The organism is Pseudomonadota bacterium, from assembly GCA_016711215.1.
GTDB lineage: Bacteria > Myxococcota_A > Polyangia.
Map to the genome: position 1 here is coordinate 177500 of JADJTL010000005.1, position 12389 is coordinate 189888.

Consider the following 12389-nt stretch of genomic DNA (forward strand, 5'->3'; position numbering starts at 1 on the left):
GTCGCATCGTAGGGATCGAGTCTTGATCGTCCACTGAGAACCCGATCGGAGGCGGGGATTTCATCGCACCGCCGCCACATGCTGCTCATCGTTGTTGCAGGCGTCGCCCCAGAAGCACCAGGCCACGAAGCCAACGGCCGCGGCACCTAGCAGCCAGGGGACGATCGAGCTGTTGTCGTCGTCGTCATTCGACGCGGGCGGCGGCGTGGGGGTCGGCGTCGGCGTCGGCGTGGCCGTGGGGGTCGGCGTCGGCGTGGGGCTCGGCGTCGGCGTCGGCGTGGGGCTCGGCGTCGGCGTGGGGGTCGGCGTGGGGCTTGGCGTTGGCGTCGGCGTCGGCGTGGGGGTCGGCGTCGGCGTCGGCGTCGGCGTCGGCGTCGGCGTCGGGCCACAGGGGCTGTCGCCACCGCCACAACCCTCGAGGATGCCGTCGGTGCGCATCAGGCCGAAGATCAGGCGGGGACTGGCGCTCTGGCTCTGATCCCTGCCAAAGCCGAGCTTGTAGATCTGCTCGAGCGAGACGGCCGTGTTGAGGGCCGCCTGCTGGATCTGCGGCTGGGCCGGCGCGTCGCAGGTCAGGTCGCCGTTGTTACAGACGGTGACGCTGTAGCTGACGATGCCGGTAGCGGCGTCGAAGCTGTGCACCGTCAGCATCGCCGGCACCTCATGGGTGCCCTGCATGTAGCGGACGAGACCGACGCTGGCACCCGGCTGGACGACCCCGCCGACCACGAGCTTCTCATCCACCGCGCTCGACTGGACCGCCTTGGCCTCGCCGCTGTGGTTGTACTCGTAGAGCTTGCCCATCCAGCCCATCGCCACCCGGTCGCCGACCTGGAGCTTGCCCCAGGTGACGAGGACCTGGCCATCGTCCTCCTCGGTCTCGAAGACGACCTTGCCGTTGTCGGTCGGTGTCGCGTAGATGGCGCCGTTATATTCGCGCTGGGCCAGCACCCCGCCGCTGCCATTGGGCTGCTGCTCGCCGATCGCGCCAACGCCACCGCAGCCCGCGAGGCCGAAGGCCAGCGCCGTGGCCAGGGCGACTCGGGGACTCTTCACGTTTCGCAACGACCAGGTTCTCATTTCCCTATCCTCCTGCCGGCGGCTGATTGCGCCGCGTCGACGGTGCCTGAATAAGCACGAGGCGTGCCGAGATCGAAAACCTTACATATCGATACCTTGTGCATGCAGCCACCCCCTCGGATCTAGGGTCAATCGACCTCATTCGCCTCGACCGCGGTGGCCAGGTCAGCAGTCGATCAAGCCAGCAGGTGCGGGGCCGCGCGCGCGATCGGCCGCGCCACGCGCCCGATCTCGTCGACCGGTCGCCGCCGGAAGCACGCCCCAGGGCCGTCTGGGGCTAGTTCTCGCAGCTCCGGGCCGCGTCGGCGCTGGCGTGGCATCGGACGCAGACGCGGGGGTTGCGGCGGGCGAGCGCGGCGCAGCGGGCGGAATGGGCGAAGCCGGGGCCATGGGGGGAGAATCCCCCACCTCCGCGGGCGCTGTCGGCATGGCAAGCGAGGCAGGTCTGCTCGGTATGGCAGCTGGCACAGGCGGCGACGTTGCGCCGGGCCTTCGCGGCGTGGTGCGCGGGTCCCCGCTGGGCGGCGTTGAAGCCGGGCGGATGGAAGGCCCTGCCCGTGTCCGGGCGGAACGCCGTGGGCGGGCTGCTGCCCTGGGCGACGCCGAGGCGCAGGTGGCAGCTCAGGCAGAAGCTCTGGGCGCGATGGCAGCTCGCGCAGCGCGGCTGGTCGCGCCGGGCGTCGATGGCATGCGCCGTCAGGTAGTCGCCGCCATGGATGCTCATCGGTCGCACGAGGCCGGCGTGGCAGCTCAAGCAGTCGCGCTCCAGATGGCAGCTCAGGCAGCGATCGCGACCCGCGCGCGCGGCCGCCGCATGCTGGCGCGAAAAGAGCGGCCCGTGGGCGTCGCCGCGGCTGATCGTCGCCGGCACGAGCGCCTCGGCGCCGAAGCGCGTGATCAGCCGACCGTCCTTCTGCGTCAGATGGCAGCTGCCGCACCGATTCGTGACCTGCTGCCTGGCGTGGCAGCCGGTGCAGGTGGCCATGCGCGGATAGGGCGCCGCGGCCGCCGCGGAGCTGGCCGCGCTCGGAGTGGTCGGCGCCCCGCGCGCGGTCGCTCCTGCGGTCGACGCCGTGGCAGCAGGCGCAGCGGCCGCCGGGAAGCGATGGCAGCCGCCGCAGTCGATCGCCTGGGCTGCGTGGAGGGCGTGCGAAAAGCGCAGGCGCGAGCGCGGGCGCCAGGGGCGCGGGGGGCTGGCGTGCCCCTCCAGGCCTGGGTGGCAATGGCGGCAGCCCTCCGTTGCCGCGGCAGGGGGGGCCGCCGCCGCGCCGGGCGTGGCCGCGGCGCTCGGGCGGGTGATCGCGCCGTGGCAGGGGCGGCAGACGGCCTCGCGGGGGAAGTGATCGTCGCGCATGCCCTCCTCCGCCTGGAGCATCCCGCGATGGCAGCGCTCACAGCGCACGGCGGCGTGGCGCGCGTGGTCGAAGCGCAGCGTCGTCGACCTCGGGGGGTAAAGCACGGAGCTCCGGTCGGAGGCGCGCGCGGGCAAGGCCGCGCCCCAAAGCAGGGCGAGCGCGACGCTGCTGGCCATGCGCACGGGCACGAGCAAGCGCACGCGCAAGCGCGCGAGCAAGCCCAAAGAGGCCCTTGCTGGCGATCCGGCGCGCTGGCGCTGGCGTCGGATGGGGATCATCGCGCTGATCATGGGGCAAAGCTCATATCCAGCACGCCGAGCACGCGCAGCGCGCTGTCCTGCAACCGGCTGACGTTATCCTCCACCAGGAGCTGCGCCCAGACCGCCGGCAAGAGCCGCACGCGGAGCCCCGCCTGGAGGCCGAAGTTGGTCACGGCCGCGGCGCCGGGCGCAAGGCCGTCGAGGCGCACGATCGAGGCGCGCCCCTCCAACGCCAGGCGCCGCCCGAAGACCCAGCGCGGCGACCACCAGCGGCCAAAGAGGTCACCGCCGAGGCGCAAGCCCCCAAAGCCGTCGAGGTAGTAGAGTTCGAGGGTCGAGGCCAGGCGCTCGGCCTGCCAGCGCGCCAGCGCCGATAGGGACAGGGATCCCGGCGCGACCTCACCGCGCTCGTCGGCGGCGCGCCAGACCCAGCGGTAGCCGGCGCGCGCCTCGAGGTCCAACGCCGACTCGGGCCGCCAGCGAAAGCGGCCCGCCGCCTCGCTGAAGGGCTCGGTGGCGAAGACGTTGAAGATCGAGTCGCCGTCGAAGTGCGGCCGGCTTTGCAGCAGCTCGAGGGCCGCCTGATACCGGCGGCCGAGGCCCTGCGTCGCCTCGAGGTGCAGCTCGTCGAGCTGGGCGACCAGCAGGTTGTAGCGCAGCCCGGCGGCGAGTCGGCTGTCCCAGCGCCCGGGCGCGACGGCCGCATGCACGAAGACCAACTCCTCGTCGAGGCCCCAGCGTCGCGGCAGGGTCTCGGGGCGGCCGAAGGGCGTCGCGGCGGCGCGCGAGGCGACCCCGCGATAGGCGAGCCGCAGCTCGATCGGCGCGCGCTCGTCGAGCCCAAGCGCGAGGCCGAAGGTCGGCATCCACGCCCTTTCGGCGGCGGTGTCCCCGCTGGTCCCGTCGGTCTGGAAGACCGCCAGGCCGAAGGGGTCGGCGCGCCGGACCTGGGCGCCGAGGCAGGTCTCGACGTAGACCCAATAGGGCGTGCTGACGCGCGCGCGCAGCCCGTCGTAGGCGAAGAAGTCGAAGAGCTCCGTGTCGAGCTGGCGCCCCAGGCTGAGGTCGACCCAGCCCAAGAGGTGGCGCGCTTCGACCGCGCCCAGCAGCAGCTCGAAGCGATCCTCGCGCAGCTCGTGGACCGCGCGAGCCCCGGCAGCCGTGTCCGGAGCGAAGGCGCCGAAGTCGGTATGGAAGCGCAGGTGGGCATGGACAAAGACCAGGGCCGGCGGTCGCCCGCGGCGCCGCGCCGCGACGGGGTCGACGTCGATCAGGTTGTAGACCCGCAACCCGAGGTATTGGGCGAAACGCAGGCGGTTGACGAAGGTCAGGCCATCGCGGAAATAGCGCCGGAGCTGGTAGCCCTGGGCCTCGCTGCGCGTTTGGACCTCGAAGTCGTAGGCCAGCGCCCGCGGCGCGGAACACACGATCCAGGGCAAGAGCGCGCCGATGACCCAGAGCGGGCGACTCGACCCCATCCCACCGACGCTGCGCCACCGAGCTCCCATCGCCGCCGGCAGTCTAGCCGCGAAAGCGGCGCCATGCGCGAATACGGCCCCACGCGCGCTCGTCTCCTGCCCCTGAACGCGCTACAAGGCCGAGAGCCAAGCTTGGAGCCCCGAGCCATGCGTGCCGCCGCACCCGATATCTTCTCCTATCGCCAGCACTGGGCGAAGCGCTTCGGCGTCGCGCCGCAGCTACCGATGTCGCGCGCGGAGATGGACGCGCTCGGCTGGGACGCCTGCGACGTCGTGCTGGTCACGGGCGACGCCTACGTCGATCACCCGAGCTTCGGCATGGCGCTGATCGGCCGGCTGCTCGAAGCGCAGGGCTTTCGCGTCGGCATCCTCGCGCAGCCGCGCTGGCAGAGCGCCGAGGACTTCGCGCGCCTGGGGCAGCCGAAGCTCTTCTTCGGCGTGACCGGCGGCAACATGGACTCGATGGTCAACCGCTACACCTCCGACCGTCGCATCCGCTCCAACGACGCCTATACGCCCGAGGGCGCGCCCCACCAGCGCCCCGACCGCTGCGTGCTCGTCTACGCGCAGCGCTGTCGCGAGGCCTTCGCCGAGGTGCCGATCGTCCTCGGCGGCATCGAGGCCAGCCTGCGCCGTGTCGCGCACTACGACTACTGGTCCGAGAAGGTGCGGCGCTCGGTGCTCCTCGACGCCAAGGCCGATCTCTTGGTCTACGGCAACGGCGAGCGGCAGGTCGTCGCCCTCGCCCATCGGCTCGCCGCCGGCCAGCGCATCAGCGCGCTCGACGATATTCGTGGAACCGCCTTCGTGCGCAGCAGCCTGCCCACCGACTGGACGGTCCTCGACGCGACGCGCGCCGACGCGCCGAGCGCGCGGGCGCTGCCCGCCGACGCCGCCCGCAGCGCGCTGCGGCTGCCCTCCTTCGAGCAGCTACGCGACGACCGCGTGCTCTACGCGCACGCCTCGCGGACGCTGCACCGTGAGACCAATCCGGGCAACGCGCGGGCGCTGGTGCAGGCGCACGGCGATCGCCTGCTCTGGCTCAACCCGCCTCCGCTGCCGCTGACGACCAAGGAGATGGACGGGGTCTATGGCCTGCCCTACAGCCGCCGGCCCCATCGCAGCTACGGCCACGCGAAGATCCCCGCCTTCGAGATGATTCAACACTCGGTGACGATCATGCGCGGCTGCTTTGGCGGCTGCAGCTTCTGCTCGATCACCGAGCATGAGGGGCGCGTGATCCAGAGCCGCTCCCAGCAGTCGATCTTGCGCGAGATCGAGGCGATCCGCGACACCTCGCCGGCCTTCACGGGCGTGATCTCGGACCTCGGTGGGCCGACGGCGAACATGTATCGCCTCGGCTGCAAGGATCCGGCGGTCGAGGCCAGCTGCCGACGACCCTCCTGCGTCTACCCGGTGATCTGCAAGAACCTCGACACGGATCACAGCGCCCTGATCGGGCTTTATCGCCAGGCGCGCGCGCTGCCGGGGGTAAAGAAGATCTTGGTCGCCTCGGGCCTGCGCTACGACCTGGCCGTGCGCTCGCCCGAGTACGTGCGCGAGCTGGCCACGCACCACGTCGGCGGCTATCTCAAGATCGCGCCCGAGCATACGGAGGCGGGTCCGCTCTCGAAGATGATGAAGCCGGGGATCGGCAGCTACGACCGCTTCAAGGAGCTCTTCGACCGCTACTCGCAGCAGGCGGACAAGGAGCAGTACCTGATCCCCTACTTCATCGCGGCGCACCCCGGCACCACCGACGAGGACATGCTCGCGCTCGCGCTCTGGCTCAAGCAGCACGGCTTCCGCGCCGATCAGGTGCAGGCCTTCTTGCCCTCGCCGATGGCGACGGCGACGGCGATGTACCACAGCGGCAAGAACCCGCTGCACCCAGTGGGTCGCGACACGGAGGAGGTCAGCGTGCCCAAGTCGCTCAAGCAGCGCCGGCTGCACAAGGCCTTCCTGCGCTATCACGACCCAGAGAACTGGCCGCTGCTGCGCGCAGCCCTGCTGCGGATGGGTCGCGGCGAGCTGATCGGCAAGGCCAAGCACTGCCTGATTCCGCTGCACCAGCCAGCCGGCACGGGCACTGCGGGCGAAGGGCGCCGGCGCGGGCTGCGACCGCGGCCTGCTGGCCCCTTCAAGACGCAGCACACCGGTCTGCCGACGACGCCAGCTTCACCGACCAGCCCGCAGGCTCGCCGCGGGGCGCCGGCCGCGGCCAAGCCACGCCGCGCGCCCTGAAGCGCGACCGCATCTCCTCGCGCCACGGGCGAGCCGCAGCCGCGACCCGAGGAAACTCCGCCGCGGGCAGCTAGCCGCGCGCTGCAGCTGCCGCGGGTCGGCGGGGATCAAGGCGCAGGATGAAGAGGTAGTTGAAGCCGCGCAGGAAGAAGTTACCGGCCTCGGCGGCCGCGCGATAGTTGCCCTGCTGCAAGGTCCGATTGTGACGTACGACGGCGACGATATCGACGGGCTCGAAGCGCTGGCGCAGCCGCTGGAACAGCTCGAAGCCGATCGGGTAGAAGCCCTGGCCCTTGACGAAGGAATCGCTGACATAGAGCGCCAGGTGCCCGCCAGGCTTGAGCACGCGCTGCAGCTCGTCGAAGACGTCCTCCATCGCGCGATAGTAGTCGTCGCCGGCCGCATCGAGCTTGCCGATGCAGCGCGGATCGTCGGAGTACGCGAGGTGCGTCGAGTAGGGTGGATCGATGAAGACGAAGTCGACCTTCGCGCTCAGCTCGGGCGGGAGCTGGCGCGCGTCGACGCGGAAGATATCGGAGCGGGTCGGCGCGAGATCATAGCCGAGCGCGCGGCGCCCCAGCTCACGGGCGACATCGAGCGTGGTGCCGCTGCCCGCCATCGGGTCGACGACGAGATCCTTCGGGCGCGTATAGCGCTGCAGCAGGTTCCAGATCACATAGCTCGGCGTCGCGCCGCGATAGGCCGTGTCGCCCTGCGCCTCGGGCCCGTAGTTCTGCGACGGATACTCCCAGAGCGTCGTCACCTGCGGGCGCAGCGGGGGTTTGGTAAACGCCCGACCGGGGGCCCGTCCCCGACCCTTTCCTCGTCTCGAACCGTCGTCGCTCAGCATCGCCCGCAGCATCGCGCGAGCGGCACGAGACCTCAAGCGCTGCGGCAGGCCCTTGCGAAGGGGCGGGCCGGCAGCTATCAGGATCGGGCGAGGCCGCGTCGCCACGAGGAGGGCCCCCGCGACCCTTTGCCCGCGAAGCCTTCAAGATCACCCTCAGGAGCAACCTCATGTTAGCGCGCATCCGCCGGCTGCTACCCGCCGCCCTGGTTCTCTGCCTCTCGGCGGCGCTGCACGCCAGTCCGCCCACCTCGGCGCTTGCCGCGAAGTACGCCTTCGACTGGTCGCGGATCGAGAAGTCCCCGTGCCAGCAGATCAAGGCGCGGCTGCTGAGGACGCTCAAGGCGAAGTACACGTGCAGCGTGGCGACGACGCGCGCTGGGTCCGGCAAGCCGATCCTCGCCCGCTGCTCGGCCAAACACGGTCGGAGCGAGTACCTGGTCTTCGAAAGCGCGGCGGACTGCAATGACGAGCGAGAAGACCAGCTCGCCAATGCGGAGTAACGCCGGGCCGCGCTGCTGCGTGGCCCTCCTCGCGCTGCTGCTCGGCGCGCCGCCGGCGCGGGGAGTTCCGACAAGGCCGCCCGCGCGCGCCACGCCACCACGCCTGGCGCTGGTCGGCGATGCGGGCATGCTCACGGGCGTGGCAGGCGGCGCCCAGCTCGACCTCGGGCGGATCGGCCTGCGCGCGACCGCGGGCTACCAACCCTTGCTGGTGACGGTCGTCGACCTCGACGACGATCCCTTGGCGTTCCGCTTCTTCAACACCGCGCAGCTCAACGTCGACCTCTTCAGTCTCTTCTTCGAGCCCACGCCCGGCGCGCGGATCGGCGCGGCCCTCAGCTATCGCTTCAACACCCTGCTCCGCCATGGCGCCGGCGCGGCCTGCGACGCGCTGGTGACGCTGCGTCCTCGGCTGGCGCTGCATATCATCGCCGGGCTGACCTACTACCCCGCTGGGAAGGCGCGGGTCGAGGCCGCGAGCGGCTTGTTCCGTGGCTCCTCGTTTCCGGGCCCCGCGCTGCAAGGCCTCGTCAGCGTCGGCCTCGTCTTCGGCCTCGCGTCGGGCTAACAGCAGCGCGTGCGGCCGTTGACCGAGGGCACCTCCCCGAGCACCGCGCCCTCGCTCGCGCCGCCCCCGCCCATCGCCGCCGCCCCGTCGGCGATCAGCGCCACGCGTCCGCGCGCGACGCCGTACCACTGTCGTAGCGCCGACCCGACCACGGTCAGCACCAACACGAGAAAGAGCGCGGCGACGGCCGCATCGAGCCGGGCGTTGAAGGCGCCAAGCGCGCTCGTCGCCGGCCGCGCGGCCTCGGCGAGAAAGCCGATGCGCGGATCGGGATGGAAGATCTTCTGCAGGCCGGCGGTCAAGGTCACGGCGAGCAGGAAGCAGAGCGGGATCGCCGTGATCCAGACGTAGCGCGCGCGACCGCTGCGGATCCAGATCGTCGTGACGATCACCAGCGCGGTCGTCGCCAATAGCTGGTTGGCGATGCCAAAGAGCGGCCACAGCGCCCGGATGCCGCCCTGCGGATCGATGACGCCACCATAGAGGAAGTAGCCCCAGGCACCGACGAAGAGCGCGCTGGTGATCCCGTTGGCCAGCCAGCCGCTGCCGGCCAGCCGCGGCGTCAGACGGGAGAGGGCGTCTTGCAGGATGTAGCGGCCGACGCGCGTCCCGGCATCGAGCGTCGTCAGGATGAACAACGCTTCGAACATGATCGCGAAGTGGTACCAGAGCGCGGCCAGGGACTCGCCCCCGAGGAAGCGGTGAAAGATCTCGGCCATCCCTACCGCCAGGCAGGGTGCCCCGCCGGTGCGCGCGATCACGCTCTGCTCGCCGACCCGCTGGGCCAACGCCTGCATCTGCGCGGCGGTGACGGGAAAGCCCTGCGCCGTAATCCACTCGAGCGGGCGCGCGGAATTGATCGCGAAGTACTGGCCGGGCGGCAGCGAGGCAGCGGCGATCAGCGCCATCACGGCGACGAAGGCCTCGAGCAGCATGCTGCCGTAGCCGACCATGCGGGCATCGGGCTCACTGGCGAGCAGGCGTGGCGTCGTCCCGCTGGCGATCAGCGCGTGAAAGCCCGAGACCGCGCCACAGGCGATGGTGATGAAGCAGAAGGGAAAGACCTTGCCGCCGAAGATCGGACCGTCGCCGGCGGTGAAGCGCGTCAGCGCGGGAAGCTCGAGCATCGGCCGCACCGCGAGGATCCCGACCGCCAGCAGCACGACCGTGCCGAGCTTGACGAAGGTCGAGAGGTAGTCCCGCGGCGCCAGCAGCAGCCAGACGGGCAAAACCGAGGCAGCGAGGCCGTAGGCCATCACCAGCCAGGCGAGCTGCGGGCGACTGAGGGTCAGCGCCGGCCCCCAGGCCTCGTGCTCGGCGACGAGATGACCGCCCCATAGCGCCGCGAACAGCAGCAGCAGCCCGACGATCGTCGCCAGCAAGACCGCACGCCGCTGACCGCCGCGCATCATCACGCCCATCAGCAGCGCGATCGGAATCGTCGCGCCGACGGTGAAGGTGCCCCAGGCGCTCTCGGCCAGCGCGTTGACCACGACGAGGCCGAGCACCGCGACGAGGATCACGATAATCAACAGGATCCCCAGCGTGCCAGCGACCGCGCCCCAGGGCCCGAGGAAGTCGCGCGCCAGGCGCGCCAGCGAGCGGCCGTCGCGGCGCAGGCTGGCCACCAGCACCACGAAGTCCTGCACGGCGCCGCCGAGCACGACGCCGATCAGGATCCAAAGCGCGCCCGGCAGGTAGCCGAACTGCGCGGCCAGGATCGGGCCCACCAGCGGCCCGGGGCCGGCGATCGCCGCGAAGTGGTGGCCGAAGACGACCCAGCGGTTGGTCGGGATGAAGTCGCGGTCGTCGCGCAGGCGCAGGGCCGGCGTCGCGCGGCCGGGATCGAGCGCCAGGACCCGCAGCGCGATGAAGCGTGAGTAGAAGCGATAGGCGATGCTGAAGGTGCAGACCGCGGCGACGACGAGGTGGGCCGCCGAGATCGGCTCGCCTCGCGACCAGGCCAGCACGCTGATGGCCCAGGCCCCGATCAGCGCCACCAGGCCCCAGGCCGCGAGGCGCAGCGTCCGCAGCGCCATCAGGGCGTCGCCGGCGCCGGCGCTGTCCCCCGCAGCGCAGCCATCGTCGTGGCGAGCTGGCTGAGCAGCGGCTTGAGCGCCAGGAGCCGGCTGATCGGCAGCTGCATCGCGCCGTCGATTGACCCGCGGGCCTCGTCGACGCCCCAATCCAGGGTCAGCGCCGCGCGGGCGTCCGCCGCCCCGCTCGTCGCGCCCCCCTCGGGCAGCCCCGGCAGCCCGAGCACCCTCAGCGTCTCGATCAGCGCATCGGTCGCCAGATACACCAGCCCCGCGCGCGCCGGCGCGCGCGCCGCGGCCCGCTGAAAGGCCGGACGCTGCGCCAGCGACGGTGGCGCGGCCGCCGCTGCGCCCCCGCGTAGCGCGGCGGCGATCGGCGCCAGCGCCTGGCGTGCGTCGCCGGCCACGACGAGCGCCACGGTCGCGCCGGCGACCAGCCAACCGACCTGCGCTGGGGCCGCACCGAAGAGCGCCGCGAGCGGCTCGGCTGGCGCGCGATCGATCCCTCCGGCGCGGGCGCGACGCCTGAGGGGCGGCTCCTGGCGCAGGATGCCGCCGGTGACGCCCGCCAGCGCCAGCGGCTCGCTCGTCGCGGCGCGCGAGCCCGCGTTGGGGGCGGAGGTGCTGGCTGCCGCCGACGCGGGCCCGAAGGCCGCGCGCTGCAGCGCCGCGGCGATCAGCGCGACGTCCTCCGCCGCACCCGCGCTGCCATCCAGCCGCGCCAGCAGGGTCACGGCGAGCCCGCCGCCGTCCCCGGGGCCGGTGAGCCCCAGCGCCGCATCACCGAGCATGCGCGCACGGAAGCGCTCGGTGGCCTGCGTGAAGGCCGCGCGCTCGGCGACGGGCAGCGCCTGCCGCGCGCCATCGAAGAGGGCGGCCAATAAATCGGAGCGCGCGCGCCCTGGCGCCGGCGGCTCGGGCCTGCGACTGAGCGACGCGAAGAGCCAGGTCGTCGGCGCAACCAAGCCGGCACCGAAGGGCGCCGCCGTGCGCTGCCCTTTGATCAGACGCGCGAGCGCGCCGCCCCGTCGCGCCTCGGCACGACCACCGACGCGCAGCGTCGCGCCATCGAAGTCGGCGCGGAGCTCGAGGCTCTTCGTGCTGGCAAGGAGCCCACTGAGGTGCTTGGAGAAGTCGTTGGCGCGCTCGCGCGCCGCCGCGACCACCGCCGCGCCGAGCAGCGGATTCCCCGCGGCGCCTGGACCATCGACGCCCGCCAGCTCGGAGGCGACGAGGCCATCGAGCGCGCGCTTGGCGTCCGCCGGCACGTTGAGCCGCAACACGAGATCATCGGCCAACGGGGTCGTCACCAGGCGTCCGAGGATGAAGGCACGACCGCGCTCGAAGGCACGCCGCGAGCCCGCGATCAGCGCTACCCGCTCGTTGGTCCAGACGCGCAGGGGACCGGCGCCACCCGCGGGACCCTTGGGCCACCACAGCAGCAGCTCACCCTCGCGGCCGCGTTGCTCCAGGGTCGAGCGCAGCGCCTCGGCGAAGGCGCGCGCCGAGCGAATCGGGAGCGCCACCACCACGGCGCGGTCGCCGAGACGCGCGTCGAAGGCGGCGAAGTGCAGCGGGCGCTCGAGCTCGAGCGCGTCGGCCAGCGCAGCCGGGAGGTCGGTCAAACCGAGCGCCAGCTGCACGATCGGTCGACGCCCCAGCGCCAGCGGTGAATCGCCGGCGACGAGCCGCAGGATCCGATCGAGCAGCGGGCCGGGCGCGCGCAGGCCCCCGTGGGCCAGCAGCTCCGCTGGCGGCGCCGTCTGCGCGACGCGTGCCCGTTGAGCCGGCCCTTCGACCGCGCCCCGACGCTTGCAGGATCCGCTGGTCAGCGCGCAAAGCGCCAGCAGCAGCCACCACCCCGAGACCGGGCCAGCCGCGACGCGGGCCCGCGCGACGGGCCTCGCGCCCTTGGTCCTCGCGCTCCATGACGCCACGTTCACCCCCCTCGCGCTCGAGGCTGTCCTGCGTTCGAGGGGCGGGATTATAGGTCAGCGCTCAGCACCAGGGCCAGCGCT

Annotated in this window: 9 protein-coding genes; 3 read left to right on the forward strand and 6 right to left on the reverse strand. The window is 72.1% G+C overall.

Features of this window, described 5'->3' with window-relative positions:
* Positions 1-60: 60 nt before the first annotated feature.
* From IPL40_13905 to IPL40_13915, 3 genes are all read right to left on the reverse strand, one after another.
* Positions 61-1080, reverse strand: coding sequence for a hypothetical protein (locus IPL40_13905; GenBank protein ID MBK8482238.1), 1020 nt, complete (start codon positions 1078-1080; stop codon positions 61-63).
* Between the two features lie 277 nt (positions 1081-1357).
* Entirely contained in the window at positions 1358-2725 is a 1368-nt protein-coding gene (locus IPL40_13910; GenBank protein MBK8482239.1) for a hypothetical protein, read from the reverse strand.
* The gene (locus tag IPL40_13915; protein MBK8482240.1) at positions 2722-4203 is read right to left on the reverse strand and encodes a hypothetical protein; all 1482 of its coding nucleotides are present in this window, start codon (positions 4201-4203) and stop codon (positions 2722-2724) included. Before IPL40_13915 ends, IPL40_13910 begins: the two co-directional genes overlap by 4 nt.
* Before the next feature lie 117 nt (positions 4204-4320).
* Here IPL40_13915 and IPL40_13920 point away from each other — a divergent pair, with 117 nt between their 5' ends.
* Positions 4321-6417, forward strand: a complete 2097-nt coding sequence (locus IPL40_13920) for a YgiQ family radical SAM protein (GenBank protein ID MBK8482241.1) — start codon at positions 4321-4323, stop codon at positions 6415-6417.
* A gap of 70 nt (positions 6418-6487) precedes the next feature.
* On the opposite strand, the gene IPL40_13925 is transcribed toward IPL40_13920, so the two are convergent.
* Complete coding sequence (locus IPL40_13925) at positions 6488-7267, reverse strand: DNA methylase (GenBank protein ID MBK8482242.1); 780 nt, start codon at positions 7265-7267, stop codon at positions 6488-6490.
* Between the two features lie 167 nt (positions 7268-7434).
* On the opposite strand from IPL40_13925, the gene IPL40_13930 reads away from it, so the two are divergent.
* Positions 7435-7767: a hypothetical protein gene (locus IPL40_13930; GenBank protein ID MBK8482243.1), complete on the forward strand. Its 333-nt coding sequence runs from the start codon at positions 7435-7437 to the stop codon at positions 7765-7767.
* A complete protein-coding gene (locus IPL40_13935) occupies positions 7757-8335 on the forward strand; it encodes a hypothetical protein (protein ID MBK8482244.1) in 579 nt (192 codons plus the stop codon). Before IPL40_13930 ends, IPL40_13935 begins: the two co-directional genes overlap by 11 nt.
* Here IPL40_13935 and IPL40_13940 read toward each other — a convergent pair.
* Both IPL40_13940 and IPL40_13945 read right to left on the reverse strand, forming a co-directional pair.
* Complete coding sequence (locus IPL40_13940; GenBank protein ID MBK8482245.1) at positions 8332-10374, reverse strand: carbon starvation protein A; 2043 nt, start codon at positions 10372-10374, stop codon at positions 8332-8334. The genes IPL40_13935 and IPL40_13940 overlap by 4 nt on opposite strands.
* The gene (locus IPL40_13945; protein MBK8482246.1) at positions 10374-12314 is read right to left on the reverse strand and encodes a hypothetical protein; all 1941 of its coding nucleotides are present in this window, start codon (positions 12312-12314) and stop codon (positions 10374-10376) included. Before IPL40_13945 ends, IPL40_13940 begins: the two co-directional genes overlap by 1 nt.
* Positions 12315-12389: the final 75 nt, after the last annotated feature.